This is a genomic window from Anaeromassilibacillus sp. An172 (assembly GCF_002160515.1).
GTDB lineage: Bacteria > Bacillota > Clostridia > Oscillospirales > Acutalibacteraceae > Limousia > Limousia pullorum.
This window is the reverse complement of the sequence record NZ_NFKS01000003.1, coordinates 96,081-117,019: the sequence shown is the minus strand read 5'-3', so window position 1 is coordinate 117,019 and position 20,939 is coordinate 96,081. Positions and strand designations below refer to the sequence as shown.

Here is a 20,939-nt window from a genome sequence, read left to right as displayed (position 1 = left end):
TCCCTCTTATTCAAGATTCTGTATCTGCTCTCTTATCTTCTCTATTTCAACCTTTATATCTACAACTCTGTGGGCAAGCTCTGCGTCAGACACCTTAGAGCCTATTGTGTTTGCCTCTCTGTTCATTTCCTGAATTATAAAGTCAAGTCGTCTGCCCACTGCGCCGTCTGTGTCCAAAGCATTTTTAAGCTCTTCAAAATGGCTTCTAAGTCTTACGGTTTCCTCTGCCACGGCAACCTTATCCGAGAATATTGCAACCTCTGTCAAAAGTCTCTGCTCGTCTACTGTAGCTCCCTGGAGGAAATCCTTTATCTTTTCTTTTAGTCTTGCTTCGTACTCTTTTACGGTTTGAGGAGAACGCTCTTCTATTTTTGATACGATTTCCAGAATATGCCCGGCTCTGCCCAAAACGTCAGCTTTAAGTCTTTCACCCTCTGACTTTTTCATCTCTATGTATCTGTTGAGAGCCTCGTCCAAAGCAGGCTTTACTGCTGCCCAAACTTCGTCCTCATCCTCAGGTGTTTTATGAACTGTCAAAATATCCGGATATCTTGAAAGCATGGAAGCGGTTATATCATATGTCAAATCATATGTCTGCGCAAGCTCTTTAAGAGCGTTTACATATCCTGCCGCCAAGTTATGATTAACGGTAACATTTGCCTGTGTATCCTCAGGTACGGAAACCGAAACAAAAACATCCAGCTTTCCTCTGCTTATCTTACTGTTTATCTCTGATTTAAGTCTTTCCTCAAGGAATGAATATCCTCTTGAGGTTCTGCAAAAAAACTCAAAATACTTATGGTTGACACTTTTAATTTCAACCACAATGTCACGTCCGTTTATGGTGGCTTCACATCTTCCGAAGCCGGTCATTGACCTTGCCATAATAATTTTTCCTTTCTTACTCTATGATAATTTCTGTGGTAAGCTGATATTCCCTTCGTTTTCAGCTTTTCCACAGATAATTATATCACCCCTATATTATTTTGACAATAGAAAAGTTACAAAATTGTAACCTTTTATTTGTAAATCTTCTTTATATTTCCCTGTTTAACACAAACCGACATTAAAAAACATTTGCATTAACTGTGATTTCATGGTATAATAGATTGCAATTTTTAATACAATTTTATTTACAAGGGAATGGTAATAAATGTCCGGACATAATAAATGGAGTACTATTAAGCAGAAAAAGGGTAAAAACGACGCTGCTAGAGCAAAGATTTTTACAAAGATAGGCAGAGAGCTTATCGTTGCAGTTCGTGACGGCGGAAGCGCAGATCCAGCCGCTAACTCAAAGCTTCGTGACTGCATCGCAAAAGCAAAGGCAAACAACGTGCCCAACGAAAACATCGAAAGAATTATTAAGAAAGCCGCAGGTGAAGCAGGCGGCGCAAACTACGAGGCTGTAACATACGAAGGCTACGGCCCAAGCGGTATCGCTGTTATTGTTGAGGCTCTTACAGACAACAGAAACAGAACTGCCGGCGATGTAAGACACTATTTCGATAAGTTCGGCGGCAACATGGGTACACCTGGATGCGTTAGCTTTATGTTTGAGCAGAAGGGCGTTTTGGTTCTCGACAAAGAGGACAACGAGGTTGAAGAGGATAAACTCATGGAGGACGCTTTGGAAGCAGGCGCTGCTGATTTTGAAGCAGACGAGGATATCTATACAGTTTACACAGAGCCTTCTGACATGGGCGCAGTTCGTGACGACCTGACAGCTAAGGGCTATACCTTTGCATCAGCAGAAGTTGAGATGGTTCCATCCACCTACACAAAGATTGACGACCCTGATGTACAGGTTAAAATGCAGAAGCTCCTCGACATGCTTGAGGACAACGACGACGTTCAGAACGTATGGCACAACTGGGATATGCCGGAAACACCAGACGAGGACTAATTTAATTAAATCATTAAAATCTAAAAAGAGCGGTTTTCACCGCTCTTTTGTTTTATTATGTAGAAAACACGCCGTAAGAAATCGGCGTGTTTTTTCATTTTTTATTTAATTATGATCTTTTCTTTATGCAGCAACTGTTTCTTCTACTGTTGTTTCGGCTGTTGTGTCTGCCTCGGTTGTCTGCTCTTCTGTCTGGATTGCTTTTCCGTTTTCATCTGCAATTTTCTGGAAGTTCATAACTCCTATTGTCAGATTGTTTCCGTCAACTGTGTATTCCATATCCATTGAATATACTTCTCCGGCGAGATACTCAACATGGATTGTTCCGTCTACTATATTATAGATACAGTCAGCTTCAACAACTCCGGCTTCGCTTATGAGCATTGTGCCGTCAGCTCTGAATGTGTATTCTATATCGTAGGTATAATCCTTCCATTTACCCAAAAGGTTGTCATCTCTTACATAGTCATCAGGAACTGTGAGGGTATAGTCAGGAAGCTCTACATTCTTAAAGGTATACTCTGTTGTGTCGCCTTCCATTACGAGAGTCATTATATCTCCCTGCAATTCATATACAAAATTTGATTGCAGTGCATAAGGAATATCAACTGTTAAAATCTTCTGACCGTCATCATCAAAAGATGTGCTGTAAATACCCATATATCTCATTGTTCCCAATGTCATATAAGCCACATTATCGTCGCCCAAAACAAGATAGGAATTTGCAGTTGAGGTTTCATCAACACTTGTGCTCACCCATGCGCCCTTAATTGACGGCTGGAACGATGCATAAATGCCATAGATAACTATTGACGCAACTACAAGCACCAAAACAACTATTGTTGAAGGATAAAGAATACCTTTTTTCTTGGTCTTTACAGGTGTACTTTCCTGAGCTTCAACATTTACATACTGTCCCTGATAGCTGCTAAGGTCAGTATCAACCTGGTTTTCTGTTCCTTCTTCAGTGTTTTCGGAAGACTCTTCGCTGTTTTCAAAACTGTATTCATTAAAAAACTCAGCTGAATCTGTTTCTTCAGAGCTGTCGTTTTCCGTATTCAGATCATCTGTAACATCATCAGAAAAATCATTTTGTGGTTCTGAAACAAACTGAGTTTCTTCCTCATTGTTTTCAACACTTGTTTCACTAACAGTTTCGTTCATATCAGTGTCTTTTGAATCTTCCTGTTCTTTATTTTCAAAAACAGACTTATTTTGCTCTTCGCCCATTGGTTAAACCTCCAGAATAATCTATTTTGTATGTTTTATATATTACTATATCATTGGCAACAAATCAACAGAAAGAATGTGAACGGTTGTTGAATATTTCCTGTTAAAAGTCTTTATGTAGAATAATTCTCGGAAAAAACGCATTTTTTTGGTGATAATATAAAATTATCTCTTGTAAATCCTATGCATTTATGATATAATTTAGTGTGTCAAAGTAAGTTTATACTATCTTTGAGAATACACAATTTTCGTCTTTTAAATCACTAACCATGGAGGGATTTTAAAATGGATTTTATGGAAAGCTATAACCAATGGTGTCAGTCTGCAACAGACGACAAAGATCTGATTGCAGAGCTCGAAAGCATTAAAGATAATAAAGATGAGATTTACGAGCGTTTTTACCGCTCCCTTGAGTTCGGTACAGCAGGTCTCAGAGGTGTTATCGGCGCAGGTACTAACAGAATGAATATCTATGTTGTAAGACATGCAACACAGGGTCTTGCAAATTATGTTAACTCAAAATTCGGCGGCGGTGCAGTTGCTATTTCTCACGACAGCCGTATTAAGGCAGACCTGTTTATGATTGAGGCTGCAAAGGTTTTGGCAGCTAACGGAATCAAGGCATATATCACCAGCGAGCTTCAGCCAACACCTGTACTCAGCTTCCTCGTAAGAGATCTCAAGTGTCAGGCAGGTATCATGGTTACTGCAAGCCACAACCCGGCAAAGTACAACGGCTACAAGGCTTACGGTGAGGACGGCTGCCAGATGACAGACGTTGCCGCAGGTATTGTTTATGATGAGATTTGCAAGCTGGATATATTTAAAGATGTAAAGACAATGGACTTCGACGAAGCAATCAGCAAGGGACTTATCGAGTATGTTGCTGACGAAGTTTATGACAGATATATTGGCAATGTTAAGAAACAGCAGATAAACGAAGGCATCTGCAAGGGTGCTGACCTTAAGGTTGTTTACACTCCTCTCAACGGAACAGGCAACAAGCTTGTACGCAGAGTTTTGGGTGAAATCGGCGTTGAGGATATTAAGATTGTTAAAGAGCAGGAAATGCCGGACGGCAACTTTACAACCTGTCCTTATCCAAACCCGGAAATTAAAGAGGCTCTCCAGAAAGGTCTTGAGCTTTGCGAAGTTGAAAAGCCTGACCTTCTCCTGGCAACTGACCCTGACGCAGACCGTGTAGGTATCGCAGTTATCGACAGCGACGGAAGCTATCGTCTGCTTACAGGTAATGAAACAGGAATTATGCTTACAGATTACATACTTTCCAACAGAAAGCGTCTCGGCACACTTCCTGAGAAGCCAATCATTGTAAAGACAATCGTTACAAGCATAATGATTGACAGACTTTGCGAAAAGTACGGCTGTGAACTTAAAAACGTTCTCACAGGCTTTAAATACATCGGCGAGGTTATCCTGAACCTTGAACCTGCAAACGAAACAGACAGATTTGTATTCGGTTTTGAAGAGAGCTACGGCTACCTTGCAGGAAGCTATGTAAGAGATAAGGACGCAGTTGTTGCTTCTATGCTTATCTGCGAAATGGCGGCATATTACAAGAAGCAGGGCAAGACTCTTGCTCAGGTTATCGACGCTATGTATGAGGAATATGGTTACTACAAGAACACAACTCTCAGCTTCAGCTTTGACGGCGCTGCAGGTATGCAGAAAATGGCTGACATTATGGCTTCTCTCAGAGCTAACAGCCCGGCAGAAGTAAGCGGCATGAAGGTTGTTAAATTCTCCGACTTCAAAGAGAGCGTTGAAAAGGACATTGTTGCCGAAACAGAAAAAGTTATCGAGCTTCCTAAGTCAAATGTTTTGGCATATTATCTTGAGGGCAACAATGCAGCTATTGTTCGTCCAAGCGGCACAGAGCCAAAGATTAAGATTTATGTGACAGCAGTTGGTAAAGACAAGGCTGACGCACAGAGAATCACCGATTTGATTACAGACGACATGAAAAAAATCATGGGTCTTTAATCTGACCTTAAACAAAAGTCATATTGATGTTTACCATCAAACAAATATAAAACCGTAACATAAAGCCAAAAAATCCCGTGTACTCAGATTTAGAGTATGCGGGATTTTTGTATGTATTTTTAAAGTACTGTCATCTGCTGCCATGTTTTCGTGCAAATCGGTTATTGGATCGCCTTTCACAGCAAAGGTTCCCGCTGAAAAAGGCACACCTGATGCGGACTGGGGATAAATTCCCAAAGTGTGGTCTACGAAGTAATCTTCAAAACCTGCTTCCTTAATTTCCTTTTCTGTCAGGTTCTTTGTAAGCTGATAAACTATCGCTCCTATCATTTCCAAATGTCCCAACTCATCAGCACCAAAAGGCTGTCACTGTTTATAGTTTTTATCTTCCGGGTTTTTCAATGTGTTTTTGTAAAGCAAAGCTATTGTATTCAAAATTTTTTCAATTTCATCTTTACCGACGTTTTCCTTTGGATCTGCAATTTTAACTTTTGTCTCTCCCAGAAAAAATTCTGTAGTATCCTTATCCAAAACAATCACCTCGGTAAAGAATACGCCGGCTAATTAAAAAAAGACCTTAAAAGACAATGTTCTTAAAACACAAAAATAAACGCTCTGAGGTCATCCCTACCTCAGAACGTTTATTTTTTAGCAATATATATTTGTTGAAAGGAGTAAACAGTACAAAAACTGTGGCGTTAGCTTATTTTTGTTATCTCAAAGGGACGCAGAATATAATAGGCGAGATCGCATCCCTGTGAAGATGAATTGAGGACAACTGTAAAGTCCTCGGAATTGTCTTTTTCTTCGTAAATTCTTGAGGAGAACACCTCTCCGTTTACAAATATCTCTATTGAGGAAGTGTCGCTGAAAATTCTTACGCTGTCGGTTTTATCTACTTTACAGCTTCTTTCAGTTCTGCCTTTTCCACTGTCACCTATTTTTAAGGTAAACACGCCGTCCTTGAGAGATATATTTATATCTTTTCTTATTGAAATATCAAAACTGTCTGTTTTATCTTTAAAATTTATAAATGCTTCACACTGAACCTTAGGAAGAATATTTATCTTTCCCGGTTCAAGTGAAAGGGATATTTCATCGGTTCTAAGCTTTTCAAGCTCGGCTATAGGTTCCTGCCAGATTTTGTTATCTTTAAATTCCAGTGTTCTTGGAATTGTAAGGCAGTGAATCCAGTTTTCGGTTTCCTCTGTTGGGTTCTTATAAGGAACATCCGGAAGTCCGAACCAACCTATAATTATTCTTCTGCCGTCCGGTGCAAGGAATGTTTGAGGTGCATAGAAGTCAAAACCTCTGTCGAACTCTACAAACTCTGAAAGCTCGTCGCCCTCAACTATCATATATCCGCTCTGATAAATGTTTTGGCACTCTATTCCCTTTGGCTCTACGCCCTGGGGACAGCAGCAGAGGAATGTTTTTCCCTCAAGCTCAAAGAAGTCCGGACATTCCCACATGTATCCCAGCTGTGGTTTTGTATAAACCTTATCAAGAGTCCAGTGTTTTTTATCTGAAGATTTGTAAACGAGAGCTTCTCCCCTGTCATCTCTGGTTCTTGCACCCAGTATCATTTTATAGAGATTTTCTCCCTCTTTCCAAACCTTTGGGTCACGAACATGGCAGGAACAATTTTCAGGATAATCGTCGTTTGTCATAAGGAGTTCTTTTTCTGAGAAATTAACTCCGTCTTTTGAACTCATATATATGAGGTTTTGTTCTCTGCCGCTGAGTGTATAGTCGTGGTTGCCCGGCTGCTTCACGTTTCCTGTGTAGAACAGCTCCATTTCACCGTCGTCAATAAGGGCAGAACCTGAATATGAACCGTTTTTATCCCAGACAGAATCGGGATAAATAACCATTCCGTAATTATTGTAATTTACAAAATCCTTTGTTGTATAATGTCCCCATCCCCTTTGAGCCGAAAGTCCCTGTGGGGCGTACTGGTGGAAAATATGATATTCGCCGTTGTAATAGCAAAGTCCGTTGGGGTCATTTAAAAAGCCTGTTTCAGGCATAAGATGATATTCTTGTCTGTAAGTATTTTTCATATAATCAAAACCTTTTTGCAAATTCTTTGATTTCACTCATTGTAGCCATTGAGCAGGCGCCGCCTTTTCTTGTTGTTGTGCTTGCAGCATAGAGTGATGAAAATTTTACAAATTCTTTCAATGTATTTTCGTCGATATTTTCAAGCTCTTCAAGGCTCATTCCCTTTTCTGTTATGCTGTAAAGCATTGAACCCATGAATGAATCTCCTGCACCTGTTGTGTCAACAACTTCTACAGGGAAGCAAGGCATTGAAACGTGAACATTCTTTGTGAAAGCTTCCGCTCCGTCCTTACCCTTTGTATACATAAAGAACTTACAGCCGTTTTCAAAAAGCAGTTTTGCAGCCTCTGCCGGGTCATCCTTGCCTGTGATAAACTCAAGCTCGTTATCTGAAATTTTTACTATATCAGCATAAGGCAGAAACTCTCTTACAGCCGCCTGACAAGCTTCCGGGCTATCCCAAAGTGGAAGTCTGATGTTAGGGTCAAAGCTTACTGTGATACCTTTTTCCTTCGCAATTTCTATTGCTCTCTTGTGAGCCTTCTTAACGGGATAATCCACAAGATCTACAGAACCGAAATGGAACACACTGCAATTATCAAACATATCCTCTGTTATATCATCAGGGCTTAAAAACAGGTCTGCACTTGGATTTCTGTAAAAGCTGAAATCTCTGTTGCCCTCTTTATCAAGGGATACAAATGCCAAAGCTGTTTTTGCCTCGTTTGTTCTGAAAACGTATTTTGTGTCAACACCTGCGCTGTTGAGGTTTTCAACAATGTGGTCGCCGAAAGCGTCATATCCCAGCTTTGAAATCATAATGGAATGACCGCCCAGCTTTGAAATAGCCGCCGCAACATTGCCGGGTGCACCGCCTGCGGCACGCTGGAAATTATCTACATCTTTAAGGGCTCTGCCCTTTTCACACGGAATAAAGTCAATTAAAAGTTCACCCATTACAAGAATATTGTTCATTAGTGCTGCTCCTCTCAATTATGTCATATTTCATAAGGTGGATTCCCTCCGCCTTTTCATTTCCTTCTATAGCGTCAATCAGCAAATTGGTTGCCGCTGTGCCAAGCTCTGTATAATGATACTCTATTGTGGACAAGGCGGGCTCAATAAATTCTGAAAGCTTATTGTTGCCCACTCCTGCCACGGCACATTCTACGGGTATATCTACTTTCTGTTTCATGAGAAATCTCATTGCGCCGATAGCTATTTTGTCTGTCACTGCGAAAACTCCGTCGGGCTTTACCTCGTTTTCATTCCAGATTTTTCCCATCATTTCCATTCCGGAAGCCACTGAGAATTTTCCGTAAGCCGCAAGCTTCGGGTCAAACTCTATACCATTTTCAGAAAGGGCGTCACGATATCCAAGCTCTCTCTGAACTCTGATAGAGTCATCCTCTTCTATATCCACATTCAAAATGGCAATTCTTTTTTTGCCTCTTTCAATCATTTTTGTGACTAAAGCTTTAACTGCGTTTCTGTTGTCATGAGTGTAACAGCAAAGCCCGTCCATTTTCTGACCGGTTACAATCACCGGTATTTTTAAACTATCTATAACCTGTTTATGCTCCTGAGAAAGTCCCACCGACATCAGAAGTATTCCTTCAACCTGCTGATGATAAAGACTTTTCAGGCTTTCAATTTCTCTGCCCCAGTCAAGCTGGGTGTTTTCCATAAGGATTTTATATCCTCTATCATTACAGCATCTGTAAGCGGCTTCGACAAGTTTCGCCATTGTTTCAGAAGCTATCTGAGGAATAATTATTCCTATAGTTTTGGTGCTTCTGTCCTTAAGGGATTTTGCAATCTGATTGGGTCTGTAACCGGTTTCGTCTATTACGCTTTGAACCTTTAGACGTATTTCCTCGCTTACATAACCTGAATTATTCAGCACTCTTGACACCGTAGACGGTGACACTCCGGCAAGACGTGCAATATCCTTTATCTGCATATATTATCAACTCACTTCTGTACATTATATAGTGGGCTTTTGTTTAAACGCTATCAAGCCCTGTTATTGCAAAAAGCAAAAATTATATCAATAATATACATCAATATTCAGCTTTATGCAACCGGATTATAATGCTCTTTTTAACAAAGATAAGTGAATAATTAAAATCTAATTAAAACTTTAAATCATACTTTTCAATGTCGAGCTTTACATTTCCTTTTGACTCGAATGTTATTGAGTCTGCGTCAAGAGGAGTATACAAAGCTGCCGACATAGCTTTCTCTCCGTCGTTTACAAACAATTCTACCGAATTGCGGTCCAGCAGTATTCTGAGCTTTAAAGAATTGTATTCATTCCTTTTAACCTCTATTGTGCGGCTGTGGACAATGTAGTGTGGAAAACCTGAATAGGTTCTGTCCAAAGTCAGCAGATTATCTGCCGGGTCATATGTTATACTGCTGTAAAAATCTTCGTTCTGCGCAAATTTTATTACAAACTTTCCGCTGGCTTCTTTTTTATCAAAGTATACCGTTGCGGTAAGGTCAATAATTCTTCCTGCCACTCCGGGGAGTTTTACCTCTTCTTTGATATCTATATTTTTATACGATACTTTATTGCATCTGTAATTTTCAATTTCTCTTACGGGGTTTTGAATTAAACAACCGTTTTTAATGGTCAGCTCTCTGGGTATTGTGAACATACCGAACCATTTTTGACCCTTGGGTACAAATTTTGATGAGTCCCAAGCCTGCATCCATGCAATCATTATGCGTCTGCCGTCCGGTGTGAGCAAAGTCTGTGGTGCATAAAAATCAATTCCGCCTTCAACGGGCATCACGTTTTCTCTTGTGAATTTTCCTGTTTCATAGTCAAAATTTCCTGTGATACATATAACGTCATGGCCGTTGTGATATTCAAGACCCTTGGCAACCATGTTTTGAGGTGATGTGATTAAAACCCATTTGCCGTCAAGCATGAACAAATCCGGACATTCCCACATCTTTCCGTATTCATTGTTTGACCTGTCAACCGTGCTTACAAGAGTCCATTTCTCCGGAGCGTCCTCAGCGGCTTTGTAGAGAAGTATCGCTCCGCTTCCGTCTGTTGTACGTGTACCTATTACCGCATACAAATCTTTATCTTTTTTCCAGATTTTCGGGTCTCTGAAATCCCATTTGCTTCCCCATTCCGGCAAATCCTTTTCTGTCAAAATGGGGTTTAGTTTTGATTTTTCGTAATTTATTCCGTCACCAAATGCCACGCACTGAGCTTGAACCGTTTTCTTTGTTCCGTTCTCAAGCATTTCAGGATAAACGCCTGTGTACATTAGCATCTGACGGCCGTCTGAAAGTTCAACTGCACTGCCGGAAAAACATCCGTCAATGTCAAAATCACTGTCAGGGGCAATCGCCACGGGAAGTCTTTCCCAGCGGATAAAATCTTTTGTCTTGTAGTGTCCCCAATGCATAGGGCCCCATTTTATACTGTAGGGATGATACTGAAAAAACAAGTGATATTCTCCCTTGTAAACGGAAAAACCGTTTGGGTCGTTCATCCATCCTATTGGCGGCGTCACATGAAATGAGGGACGCTCTTCTTTTGTTATACTGTCCGCATTTTTATTTTCATAATCTCGTGCCTGTTGCAGGATTTCTGATGTCATTTCAAAATCACTCCCTTTATTGTTGGCGGTACTCCGGCGGCAAAAACAAACGTGCAGATGCTTTTGCCGCCATTGTACATTGGCAAAGTACTTTTTATACTGTTATAACCTGGTCAAGCAGTTTGCAGCTGCCTGTGTTAAACTTGAAATCACTGTAATCGTCACAGTTTGTCAGGAGAACCACAACGCAGTCCGGATGTCCTGCCTTCTTGATTTTTTCTCTGTCAAATGTGATGAGCTTTTCTCCGGCTTTTACTTTCTGTCCCTCTTTTACAAGGCAGTTAAAGCCGTCGCCCTTCATTGCAACTGTGTCAACACCTACATGGATTAAAACCTCCATGCCGTCCGGTGATGTAATTGCAACTGCGTGTTTTGTATCTGTAACTGATGAAATTTCTCCGTCAAAGGGAGCTACTACTTCTCCAACCTCAGGTTCAATTCCAACGCCTTTACCGAGAATACCTGCTGCAAAGGTCTGGTCTGGAATCTGCTCGTATGAGAAAACTTTTCCGTTTACAGGTGCATAGATAACACCGCTTTTGCACTGAAGTGCAGGAATTTCTTTTTTATCTGTGTTATTGTTTTCAGGAGCGGTTGCTGTTTCGTCCTCTTTTTTATCCTTGAAGCCGAAAAGCCATGTGAGAACAAATGCAACGCCTGCTGAAATTATGAACATGATGATATAGTTGATTGGGTTGTGGAGGCAGAGCAAAAGTCCAAAGATACCTGTAACACCTGTACCGCTGGCGCCAAGGCCTACGATTGAAGCGTACAGAGCACCGCAGGCGCCGCCTACAGCTCCGCAAAGGAAAGGCTTGAAGAATCTAAGGTTTACACCGAAGATTGCAGGTTCTGTGATACCCATAAAGCAGGACATTGCAGAAGGAATTGCAACAGCCTTTGTCTTCTTGTTCTTTGTCTTTAAGCCTACTGCCAAAGCAGCTGCACCCTGTGCAATGTTTGCAGCGGATGCCAACGGCAGCCAATATGTAAATCCGTACATTGCAAGCTGTCCAACATCAATAACAGTGTACATATGGTGAATACCTGCAACAACTGTTGCTGAATAAAGACCGCCCATAATAAAGCTTCCGATACCGAAAGGCAATGTAAGCAATGTCTGAATTCCGCCGATAATAGCGTTTTCAACTGTTACGAAAACAGGTCCGATAATTGACAATGTAAGATATCCTGTTACAAATACGCTTACAAGCGGTGTAACAAAGAGGTCGAACATTGGAGGTACAATCTTGTGAAGTCTTTTTTCAATAAAGCACATTACCCATACGGCTATAATAACAGGAATAACATGACCCTGATATCCAACCATATCTATTGAATATAGGCCAAACCAAACGCTTTGGGTCTGCTGAACGCCTTCGGTAGCAACTGTCCATGCGTTCTGGAGATTCGGGTGAATCATAATCATACCTATAACTGCGCCCAAGTACGGGTTTCCTCCGAAAGCCTTTGCTGCGCTGAAGGCTATCAAAATCGGCAGGAATGTATAGGCAGTGTTTGCAAACAGATTGGCAAATACGTATATTGAACCGGATGTATCCATGTTCAAATAGCCGTTGTTTACCATAAAGTTCAAGGCTTCCATGATTCCCATAAGGAAACCGCTTGCTACGATAGCAGGGATGATAGGCACAAAAATATCACCCAATGTTTTTATGGCACGTTTAAAAACATTTTGCTTTGCAGCAGCAGTCGCTTTCACGTCGTCCTTGCTGGCGGCAGTTATTCCGGCAATCTTGATAAACTCGTCGTAAACTTTGTTTACCTCTCCTGTACCGATAATAATCTGCAGCTGACCGGATGCACTGAACACGCCCTTAACGCCGTCAATGTTTTCCACAGCTTTTGCGTCGCATTTTCCGTTATCCACAAGAACCAAGCGAAGTCTTGTAGCACAGTGGGCAGCAGACACAATGTTTTCTTTTTGCCCAACTTTGTCATAGATTTCTTGAGCCACTTTTCGATAATCCATAACTTCTCCTCACTTTTTTAAATATTTTATTAAAATCCGCTTTCGGATTAAAATACAGAATAATTTAAAAATCAGTTCTTATTCCCACTCGTCTTTTTGATTTCTATTTCTGAAATTAGTTATGAAATCGTTTCCATATGTATAATACCATATATGAAATCGTTTTTCTATACTTTTTCATCAAAAAATTTAACTTTGTATAAATGACTATTTAACAGCTTGTCCTGTTGTGCGTTTTTACCATGAAAAAACACAAAATTCAATATCCTGCACAAATGAGCCACATCCCATTTAGATATAAACAACAAAGCAAATTTACTATATTTTTCATTTTTTCTAAAATTTTCACACAAAAGAAAAAGCCGCCGAAATTCGGCGGCAGTGAAAATTTTATTTTAAAAATTAAAATCAAGTGGCAGAAACATGCTTTTTAATAGCTTCAAAGCTTTCCTTGCTGATTACATGTTCAATTCTGCATGCGTCATGAGCAGCTGTCTGTTCGTCAACTCCAAGCTGTATAAGCCACTTTGTAAGCATCACATGACGCTCCAGCATTGTCTGAGCAATCTCTTCTCCTTTTTCAAGAAGTGTTATATATCCCTTTTCGTCCATGCTTATGTAACCGTTTTCTCTGAGATTTTTCATTGCAACACTTACGCTTGGTTTTGTAAAATCAAGCTCGTTTACTATATCTATTGAACGCACATAGCCCTTTCTCTGTCTTATTATAAGTATAGTCTCCAGATAATTTTCCGCTGATTCCTGAATTTTCAAGGAATACACCTCCCATTATGGCTTTTGTACAGTATATCATATACCAATGGTAATTTTCAAGTCAAAACGTCCATAATATTCCTTTTTAGGATAGAAAAGTTATTTAATTAGCAAAAAAATACAGAGAATTATTGACAAATAAGTTAGTTTGTGCTAACATACAATGTAGTTAGAAACATCTAACCGATTAACATAAAAGAAGGGGTGGCTATGATGCCTTTAACTATGGCTAATGCCGGTGAAGTTAATTTAATCAAAAAGGTTGGCGGAAACGAAAAAATCAGACGTTTTTTGGAGAGTCTCGGTTTTGTCGTCGGCGCTGATGTCACCGTTGTGGCTGTAAATCACGGAAACGTGATTGTAAATATAAAAGAATCAAGAGTTGCTATAAGCCGTGAAATGGCAAATAAAATCATGGTGGGTAACTAATAGGAGGTTATTATGCGTACTTTGAAGGATGTTAAGTGCGGCGAAACCGTAAAAGTTTCAAAGCTCAACGGCAACGGCGCAGTAAAACGCAGAATAATGGATATGGGAATTACCAAAGGCGTGGAAATCTTTGTAAGAAAGACCGCCCCATTGGGAGATCCTGTTGAAGTTAAGGTGCGAGGCTACGAGCTTTCGCTGAGAAAAGCTGACGCAGAAATGATTGAAGTGGGATAATCCGGATGTGTTTTAATATTTTTAGTGCAGAGTAAATCTATTAAAACACATCTTTATTTGAGCACAAAGTTAGCTTATTCTAACTTATTTTAATGGAGGAATTGGTATGTCGTTTAAAATTGCACTTGCCGGCAACCCAAACAGCGGTAAAACCACACTGTTTAACGGTCTCACCGGCGCAAATCAATTTGTCGGTAACTGGCCCGGAGTTACCGTTGAGAAAAAAGAGGGAAAACTCAAGGGATATAAGGATGTAATAATCACCGACCTTCCCGGTATCTATTCCCTTTCCCCTTACACTTTGGAAGAGGTTGTGGCACGAAACTATCTTTTACAGGAAAAGCCCGACGCAATACTCAACATAGTTGACGGTACTAACCTTGAAAGAAACCTTTATCTTTCAACTCAGCTTATGGAGCTGGGAATCCCTGTTGTAATGGCTATCAACATGATGGACGTTGTGAGAAAAAACAAGGACGTCATTAAAATAGATGTTCTTTCAAAGAAAATGGGTTGTAAAGTGGTGGAAATTTCCGCTTTGAAAGGTACAGGTATTCAGGAAGCTGCTCAAGCCGCCTACGACGCCGCAGTCAACGGCAGAAAAACCGAGCCTGTTCACCGCTTTTCAAAAAAATGCGAGGAATATCTTGACAGTATAGAAGATAAATTAACTTCTGAAATTCCTCAGTTCCAAAAAAGATTTTACGCTGTTAAGCTTTTTGAGCGTGACGAAAAAATAAAGGAAACAATGAAAAATCTTCCTGATGTTGAAGAAATAATCAATCAGGCTGAAACTGAGTTTGACGACGACACAGAAAGCATAATAACCAACGAAAGATACAGCTACATAGATTCAATTATCAAAGGCTGTTACACAAAGCACAACAAAAATAAGCTCAGCACCTCCGATAAAATCGACCGAGTTGTAACAAACCGCTGGGCGGCTCTCCCAATATTTGCGGTGGTTATGTTTATTGTGTACTACATTTCCGTTACCACCGTTGGAACCATATTTACCGACTGGGCAAACGACGGCGTATTCGGAGACGGCTGGCATTTGCTGGGCATAGGAGCCGGCAAATACGAAACCGCAAGCGAGGAATATTCCACAGCCGACACAGAGGTTTCCGCTTTTCTTGAAGCCGCAGAGAACGCCGGTATCGACACAACAGCCATAAGCGAAGCAAGAGAAAACGGTGAAGAAATCTCAGCAGAAGAGCTTGCCGCCTTTGAAGCTTCCGCCGCCAATGTAACTGGCGAAGCTGTTTTCTATGACGACGACACAGGAGAGGTTTCAGAAACCGTTCCGGTTAATCTTGCTCTTTTTAAAGAAGCATATCAGGTTTCAGAGCCAGACCCGGCAGATTACGGCGTTTGGGTTCCAGGTATTCCTGTATTTGTTGAACAGGGTCTTACAGCTATCAACTGCGCAGACTGGCTTCAGGAGCTTATTTTGGACGGTATAGTTGCAGGTCTTGGAGCAGTTTTGGGATTTGTTCCACAGATGCTCGTTCTCTTCCTGTTCTTAGCTTTCCTTGAGGGCTGCGGATACATGGCACGTATTGCATTTATCATGGACAGAATTTTCAGAAAATTCGGACTTTCCGGTAAATCCTTTATTCCTATGCTTATAGGAACAGGCTGCGGAGTTCCCGGCATTATGGCTTCCAGAACCATAGAAAACGACAGGGACAGAAAGATGACCATAATGACAACCACCTTTATCCCCTGCTCCGCAAAGCTTCCGATAATCGCCCTTATTTCCGGTGCACTTTTCGGCAGAGCCTGGTGGGTAGCTCCAAGCGCATATTTTGTTGGTATTGCCGCCATAATCTGCTCAGGTATTATCCTTAAAAAGACCAGAATGTTCTCCGGCGACCCTGCTCCTTTCGTTATGGAGCTTCCCGCATATCATCTGCCGACTGTTGGAAATGTTCTCAGAAGCATGTGGGAAAGAGGCTGGTCATTCATCAAAAAAGCCGGTACAGTTATTCTTCTCGCCACAATCTTCGTTTGGTTTGCTTCCGCTTACGGTTTTGAGGGCGGCGGATTTACCAAAGTTGAGGATATGCAAAACAGTATTTTGGGAATTATCGGAAGCTTTATTTCCCCTATCTTTGCCCCTCTTGGCTGGGGAAACTGGCAGGCAACAGTTGCCGCCTTTACCGGACTTATCGCAAAAGAAAACGTGGTTGGCACATTCGGTGTTCTCTACGGGGGATTTGACGAGGTTGCGGAAAACGGCTGGCAGATTTGGGCAAACATGAGAGCATCTTTTACAGGTCTTTCCGCTTACTCATTCCTTGTGTTCAACCTGCTCTGCGCTCCATGCTTTGCCGCAATCGGCGCAATTAAAAGAGAGATGAACAACGCAAAATGGACTTGGTTTGCAATAGGTTATCAGTGTGTATTCGCCTATGTTGTTTCAATGTGCATATTCCAGCTTGGAACACTTATCACAGGCGGCGGATTTACAGTAGCAACAGCAGTTGCAATACTTCTGGTTGTTTTGTTCCTCTATCTCCTTTTCAGACCAAACAATACAGACAATAACAGACTTACAAAGAAAGTAAGAGTTTAATAAAAAATAAAAACAGGAGGCCGTATATGAGTTTTATAATTGCAAATTTGGGTACAATAATTGTGGGACTTATAGTTGCAGTTATCGTGGGACTTGTGATATTTTCCTTGATTAGAAACAAGAAAAAAGGCAAATCTTCCTGCTCCTGTGGCTGCGGATGCGGCCACTGTCCCAACAGCAGCTCATGCCATAAGTAATTATGTAAAAATACAAGCCGAAAAAGAGCGTTTCCGATAAAAAGGAAGCGCTCTTTTGCTAGTTATGGGTATGAAAGTCTATTTATTCTTGTTCTTTTAATAATTTAATTTTATTTTTTAAATACAACCATAAAAACTGGTCGAACTCCTTAGCAGATATGTTTTCACCTAATTCTTTAGAAAAAATTTCCTTTAATCTTCCCATTGCTTCACAGAAATTTTCATAAAATTCAATATTTTCAATATCTCCTTTTTTCTTAAATATTTTTTTGCATAAATTATTCCAGTTGCTTTTTACTATGGCACACATATAGCCATCATAAATCGGGAACTTATCCGGATTATGAAAACTGCAATATTTAGTTGCAAACGAATAATGGTCGTTCATTTGACTTATTCTCTCATCACTTAAGTCTTCACTTGAGTATTTTGAATTTGCTATAATCTGTACCGCTTCTATTCTCTGTTTTTCATTATCTGAGAATATATATTTTTCTAACTTTTCTCCATTGTTTGTAATATGTTTAGCCAGCCAATATGTATCAATATTTTTTACTCGTGTAGAATATATCTGATTTATGATGCTTATTTTTGCAATAACACCATTTATATCAGTTTGACTTTTGTATTTATCAGTGCAAAGGTCCTTTATGGCTTCTTCAGGGATACGCAATTCGTCTTCCTTCCACTCTTTCATTATACTGTCAAAGCTATCGCACATTTCATCTAAATTTTCTTCTTTTGAAAATATCATTGACTTAGCCACTTCATTACGTATTTCCTCATCACTTTTAGTGTTCTTTTCGTTACTCATGTTATAATCAATCCTTTCTTAATTAAATATACACCAAAAATATAATATTTTTTTACCATTATTATATCGCAGCTAATCAGAAATTTCAACATTATTTTACAATATATAATAACGATTGTATTGAGGTGATTTTATGAGCTATTGTATGTATCTCAGGAAGTCCAGAGCGGATGAGCAGGCTGATATTTCCAATCGGTTTGATACTTTACAAAGGCATGAGGATATACTTTTTGAACTAAGCAGAAAGCTTGATTTAAAGATTGAAAAGATATTTCGGGAGATTGTTTCAGGAGACAGCATTGAAGCCCGTCCAGTTATGCAGGAACTGCTTTTTCAGGTTGAGAAAAAACTCTGGGATGGTGTTTTTGTAATTGAGGTTGAAAGACTTGCAAGAGGCGATACGGTTGACCAAGGGGTTGTGGCAAGGACTTTCAAGTACAGCAAAACAAAAATTATAACTCCTATAAAGATATACGACCCATGCGACGAATTCGACGAGGAATATTTTGAGTTCGGGCTGTTTATGAGCCGTCGTGAATACAAGGTTATAAACAGGCGATTGCAGCGTGGGCGGTTATCATCAGTCAGAGAGGGAAAGTATACCGGAAGCATCGCTCCCTACGGTTACAGGAAAATTAAATTGAAAGGTGAAAAAGGCTTTACACTTGAAATCGATGAGGATAAAGCCGCTGTTGTTAAGCTTATCTTTAATTTATTTTTAAATGGAACTGAAATCCTTGAAAAATATGAGCCTTTGGGAATTTCAAAAATTTCCCGGTATCTTAATTCAAACAATATTCCATCTCCCTCCGGTAAAAAGTGGTCGCCATCTTCTGTTTACGGAATTCTCACCAATCCGGTTTACTGCGGTCAAATACGCTGGAATTATCGTCCTGCCTTAAAATCTGTAGTTATGGGAAAAATGAGAACTGAGCGCCCGAGAAACTCACCTGAAAAATACATGTTGACTTCGGGGCTTCATGAAAAAATTATTGACAAAGACGTATTTATAAAGACTCAAGAAAAAATTTCAGCCTGTCACAGGCCTCCTGTAAACCGAAGCAAGACAATAAAAAATCCATTAGCCGGATTAGTTATCTGCGAAAAATGCGGAGCTAAAATGGTTAGAAAACCTGCATGCACAGGCGATTATCTTGTCTGTCCCAAAAACTGCGGAAACGTATCCTGTCTTTTAAGCCTTGCAGAGGAAAAGATATTAAACGCAGTTGATTTTTGGGCAAAAGGATACGAAGTCCGATTAAATAAATCCCCCAAAAATACACCTGTTCAGGAGGAAAGTCTGCGTTGCCTGTCAGTTTTAAATCTTGAAAACAATCTAAAAAAGTTACAGAACCAGCTGGAAAAGGTTTACAGCCTTTTTGAACAGGGAATATATTCAAAGGAAGTTTTTGATATGAGAAAAAACAAACTCACAACAGAAATATCCGAGATAAAAAAGCTCTTGTCTGACTTTGAAAATCAAAACTCACCGCAAAAAGATGATACAGAATTGGTTTTTGAGCCTATAAAAATCACAGAGATTTACCAAAAAACAACAGACCCAAAAATAAAAAATGACATTTTAAAAGAACTGCTTTTCAAGGTCGAATACAAAAAAGAAAAAAGCGCAAGGTGGCATTGCTCACCCGACGCTTTTGAAATTACTGTTTATCCTAAGTTACCTAAACGGTAGCCGCTTTCATTTCTGTCACTGTTTTAAGCTTTTTGACACTGCGCAAAACCATTGGCAAAGCGATAATAAATGTCAGAACCTCACCAAATAAAACCGCATACCAAACTCCCTCAACACCCATAAATGATGTTAAAATCCAAAGTCCAAGCGTTACAAACAAAAATCCTTTGCACACAGCCAAAAGCAAGGATTTTCTTCCCTGTTCTATAGACTGGAAAAAGTACATAAGCATTGTGTTTATTCCTGTGAAAAGCAGTGATGAAAAATACATTATCATTCCCTTTGAGGCTATAGCTTCCATATTTGTATCACCGTTTGAGAAAAAGGAAACTATAAATCCCGGAACCACCGTAATTATTCCGTAACAAACTATACAAAAAACCGAAGAGTAAATCAGACACACACGCAAGGATTTTGAACATCTCTTTATGATTCCCGAGCCGAAATTGGTGGAAATTAAAGGCTGTGCCGCCTGGGCAAAACCATTTAAAAGGCCTTTAAACACATAGGCGATATTTGTGATAACCGCATAGGCGGCAAGGTAAACCTCTCCGCCCAAGTTTAAAATTGCACTGTTAAACATGAATATTATAGCTCCGGCACTTAATTCCATTATGCCGCTTCCTATTCCCACAGACAAAATTCTGCCTATAACCTTTGGGTCAAAGGATCTAAGCTTAAAATGCACGGTATTTTTTCTAAGGATAAAATGGAATGATGCGGCGATAAGTGAAAGCACCGGCGCAATAGATGTTGCCACTGAAGCTCCAAAAATCCCCATATGGAACACAGAAACAAAAACATAGTCCAATATTATATTTGAAATATTTCCCACCATAAGGGCAGACATTGCAAGCTTTGGGTTGTTATCCGCCCTTAAAAGCACACTCAGCGAGTACATAAGCACAAAGGGCAATGCACTGCACATAACAGGCGTCAGGTACTCCAAAACCAATGGAAGAAGCTGGTCATCAGAACCCAAAAGATAGGCAAATTCCCTTCTGAACAGCACTCCAAACACCGAGAACATCAGTCCCACTATAAGCATCATAAATACTGAAACGGAAAAAGCCTTGTTTCGGGTATTCATATCACCGCTTCCCTGACTTATGGACATTATTGTAGCTCCGCCTACTCCGAAAAGCAGACCCACACAGGACAAAATCGTAAACACCGGCATACATATATTCATTGCCGCCAAGCCCTGGCTTCCTGAACCTGCCGATACAAAATAGATGTCTACGATACAGTAAATTGAATTTGATAACATTCCCAAAAGTGTGGGTATCAGGTATTTAAGATACACTTTGTTAACGCTTTTGGTTGTCAACTCACTTGTGAACAAAACAAACACTCCTTTACATCCACACTATAATATCAAATAGGTACACTGT

General features: G+C 40.1%; 19 protein-coding genes. 7 read left to right on the top strand and 12 right to left on the bottom strand.

The genetic code is table 11. The annotated features are described in order from the left end of the window. Positions 1-6: 6 nt before the first annotated feature. Positions 7-885: a YicC/YloC family endoribonuclease gene (locus B5F08_RS02690; RefSeq protein ID WP_087376282.1), complete on the bottom strand. Its 879-nt coding sequence runs from the start codon at positions 883-885 to the stop codon at positions 7-9. A gap of 268 nt (positions 886-1,153) precedes the next feature. On the opposite strand from B5F08_RS02690, the gene B5F08_RS02685 reads away from it, so the two are divergent. Next, positions 1,154-1,906 (top strand): YebC/PmpR family DNA-binding transcriptional regulator, encoded by a 753-nt coding sequence (locus B5F08_RS02685; RefSeq protein WP_087376281.1) that lies wholly within the window; start codon positions 1,154-1,156, stop codon positions 1,904-1,906. A gap of 123 nt (positions 1,907-2,029) precedes the next feature. Here the strand turns inward: B5F08_RS02685 and B5F08_RS02680 are convergent, their stop codons facing one another. Next, entirely contained in the window at positions 2,030-3,136 is a 1,107-nt protein-coding gene (locus B5F08_RS02680; protein WP_087376280.1) for a DUF5640 domain-containing protein, read from the bottom strand. Between the two features lie 285 nt (positions 3,137-3,421). On the opposite strand from B5F08_RS02680, the gene B5F08_RS02675 reads away from it, so the two are divergent. Beyond that, positions 3,422-5,140 (top strand): phospho-sugar mutase, encoded by a 1,719-nt coding sequence (locus B5F08_RS02675; protein ID WP_087376279.1) that lies wholly within the window; start codon positions 3,422-3,424, stop codon positions 5,138-5,140. 36 nt (positions 5,141-5,176) lie between these two features. Here B5F08_RS02675 and B5F08_RS02670 read toward each other — a convergent pair whose 3' ends face one another. The 8 genes from B5F08_RS02670 to B5F08_RS02635 all read right to left on the bottom strand — a co-directional run bounded on the left by B5F08_RS02670 (position 5,177) and on the right by B5F08_RS02635 (position 13,597). Next, the gene (locus tag B5F08_RS02670; RefSeq protein ID WP_442856053.1) at positions 5,177-5,485 is read right to left on the bottom strand and encodes a manganese catalase family protein; all 309 of its coding nucleotides are present in this window, start codon (positions 5,483-5,485) and stop codon (positions 5,177-5,179) included. Positions 5,486-5,506: 21 nt separating this feature from the next. Then, positions 5,507-5,671: a hypothetical protein gene (locus tag B5F08_RS13210; RefSeq protein ID WP_158096190.1), complete on the bottom strand. Its 165-nt coding sequence runs from the start codon at positions 5,669-5,671 to the stop codon at positions 5,507-5,509. 167 nt (positions 5,672-5,838) lie between these two features. Next, positions 5,839-7,203 carry a glycoside hydrolase family 32 protein gene (locus B5F08_RS02665; protein WP_143256348.1) on the bottom strand — a complete coding sequence of 455 codons (1,365 nt, stop codon included), beginning with the start codon at positions 7,201-7,203 and terminating at the stop codon, positions 5,839-5,841. 4 nt (positions 7,204-7,207) lie between these two features. After that, positions 7,208-8,179, bottom strand: coding sequence for a carbohydrate kinase family protein (locus B5F08_RS02660; RefSeq protein WP_087376277.1), 972 nt, complete (start codon positions 8,177-8,179; stop codon positions 7,208-7,210). Further along, positions 8,154-9,167 (bottom strand): LacI family DNA-binding transcriptional regulator, encoded by a 1,014-nt coding sequence (locus tag B5F08_RS02655; RefSeq protein WP_087376276.1) that lies wholly within the window; start codon positions 9,165-9,167, stop codon positions 8,154-8,156. The genes B5F08_RS02660 and B5F08_RS02655 overlap by 26 nt, the downstream gene beginning before the upstream one ends. Positions 9,168-9,339: 172 nt before the next feature. Next, a complete protein-coding gene (locus tag B5F08_RS02650; protein ID WP_087376275.1) occupies positions 9,340-10,830 on the bottom strand; it encodes a glycoside hydrolase family 32 protein in 1,491 nt (496 codons plus the stop codon). Positions 10,831-10,924: 94 nt separating this feature from the next. Further along, entirely contained in the window at positions 10,925-12,823 is a 1,899-nt protein-coding gene (locus B5F08_RS02645; protein WP_087376274.1) for a PTS beta-glucoside transporter subunit IIBCA, read from the bottom strand. Between the two features lie 408 nt (positions 12,824-13,231). Then, positions 13,232-13,597, bottom strand: a complete 366-nt coding sequence (locus B5F08_RS02635) for a metal-dependent transcriptional regulator (RefSeq protein WP_087376272.1) — start codon at positions 13,595-13,597, stop codon at positions 13,232-13,234. Between the two features lie 210 nt (positions 13,598-13,807). On the opposite strand from B5F08_RS02635, the gene B5F08_RS02630 reads away from it, so the two are divergent. The 4 genes from B5F08_RS02630 (at position 13,808) to B5F08_RS02615 (ending at position 17,038) form a co-directional block, all read left to right on the top strand. Further along, positions 13,808-14,026 carry a FeoA family protein gene (locus tag B5F08_RS02630; protein ID WP_087376271.1) on the top strand — a complete coding sequence of 73 codons (219 nt, stop codon included), beginning with the start codon at positions 13,808-13,810 and terminating at the stop codon, positions 14,024-14,026. Between the two features lie 12 nt (positions 14,027-14,038). Then, positions 14,039-14,260, top strand: a complete 222-nt coding sequence (locus tag B5F08_RS02625) for a FeoA family protein (RefSeq protein WP_087376270.1) — start codon at positions 14,039-14,041, stop codon at positions 14,258-14,260. A gap of 106 nt (positions 14,261-14,366) precedes the next feature. Beyond that, positions 14,367-16,841 carry a ferrous iron transport protein B gene (gene feoB, locus B5F08_RS02620; RefSeq protein ID WP_087376269.1) on the top strand — a complete coding sequence of 825 codons (2,475 nt, stop codon included), beginning with the start codon at positions 14,367-14,369 and terminating at the stop codon, positions 16,839-16,841. Between the two features lie 26 nt (positions 16,842-16,867). Beyond that, positions 16,868-17,038, top strand: coding sequence for a FeoB-associated Cys-rich membrane protein (locus B5F08_RS02615; RefSeq protein WP_087376268.1), 171 nt, complete (start codon positions 16,868-16,870; stop codon positions 17,036-17,038). A gap of 82 nt (positions 17,039-17,120) precedes the next feature. Here B5F08_RS02615 and B5F08_RS02610 read toward each other — a convergent pair whose 3' ends face one another. Next, positions 17,121-17,852 carry a hypothetical protein gene (locus tag B5F08_RS02610; protein WP_087376267.1) on the bottom strand — a complete coding sequence of 244 codons (732 nt, stop codon included), beginning with the start codon at positions 17,850-17,852 and terminating at the stop codon, positions 17,121-17,123. A gap of 133 nt (positions 17,853-17,985) precedes the next feature. Here B5F08_RS02610 and B5F08_RS02605 point away from each other — a divergent pair, with 133 nt between their 5' ends. Continuing rightward, entirely contained in the window at positions 17,986-19,545 is a 1,560-nt protein-coding gene (locus B5F08_RS02605; RefSeq protein WP_087376266.1) for a recombinase family protein, read from the top strand. On the opposite strand, the gene B5F08_RS02600 is transcribed toward B5F08_RS02605, so the two are convergent. Continuing rightward, the gene (locus B5F08_RS02600) at positions 19,535-20,890 is read right to left on the bottom strand and encodes an MATE family efflux transporter (RefSeq protein ID WP_242968215.1); all 1,356 of its coding nucleotides are present in this window, start codon (positions 20,888-20,890) and stop codon (positions 19,535-19,537) included. The two genes, B5F08_RS02605 and B5F08_RS02600, sit on opposite strands and share 11 nt — an antisense overlap. Positions 20,891-20,939 lie beyond the last annotated feature (49 nt).

Bases quoted from the DNA above. Each gene is read 5' to 3' on its own strand.
- B5F08_RS02690 (WP_087376282.1), bottom strand. From the start codon at position 885: ATGGCAAGGTCAATGACCGGCTTCGGAAGATGTGAAGCCACCATAAAC.
- B5F08_RS02685 (WP_087376281.1), top strand. From the start codon at position 1,154: ATGTCCGGACATAATAAATGGAGTACTATTAAGCAGAAAAAGGGTAAA.
- B5F08_RS02680 (WP_087376280.1), bottom strand. From the start codon at position 3,136: ATGGGCGAAGAGCAAAATAAGTCTGTTTTTGAAAATAAAGAACAGGAA.
- B5F08_RS02675 (WP_087376279.1), top strand. From the start codon at position 3,422: ATGGATTTTATGGAAAGCTATAACCAATGGTGTCAGTCTGCAACAGAC.
- B5F08_RS02665 (WP_143256348.1), bottom strand. From the start codon at position 7,203: ATGAAAAATACTTACAGACAAGAATATCATCTTATGCCTGAAACAGGC.
- B5F08_RS02660 (WP_087376277.1), bottom strand. From the start codon at position 8,179: ATGAACAATATTCTTGTAATGGGTGAACTTTTAATTGACTTTATTCCG.
- B5F08_RS02655 (WP_087376276.1), bottom strand. From the start codon at position 9,167: ATGCAGATAAAGGATATTGCACGTCTTGCCGGAGTGTCACCGTCTACG.
- B5F08_RS02650 (WP_087376275.1), bottom strand. From the start codon at position 10,830: ATGACATCAGAAATCCTGCAACAGGCACGAGATTATGAAAATAAAAAT.
- B5F08_RS02645 (WP_087376274.1), bottom strand. From the start codon at position 12,823: ATGGATTATCGAAAAGTGGCTCAAGAAATCTATGACAAAGTTGGGCAA.
- B5F08_RS02630 (WP_087376271.1), top strand. From the start codon at position 13,808: ATGATGCCTTTAACTATGGCTAATGCCGGTGAAGTTAATTTAATCAAA.
- B5F08_RS02625 (WP_087376270.1), top strand. From the start codon at position 14,039: ATGCGTACTTTGAAGGATGTTAAGTGCGGCGAAACCGTAAAAGTTTCA.
- feoB (WP_087376269.1), top strand. From the start codon at position 14,367: ATGTCGTTTAAAATTGCACTTGCCGGCAACCCAAACAGCGGTAAAACC.
- B5F08_RS02615 (WP_087376268.1), top strand. From the start codon at position 16,868: ATGAGTTTTATAATTGCAAATTTGGGTACAATAATTGTGGGACTTATA.
- B5F08_RS02610 (WP_087376267.1), bottom strand. From the start codon at position 17,852: ATGAGTAACGAAAAGAACACTAAAAGTGATGAGGAAATACGTAATGAA.
- B5F08_RS02605 (WP_087376266.1), top strand. From the start codon at position 17,986: ATGAGCTATTGTATGTATCTCAGGAAGTCCAGAGCGGATGAGCAGGCT.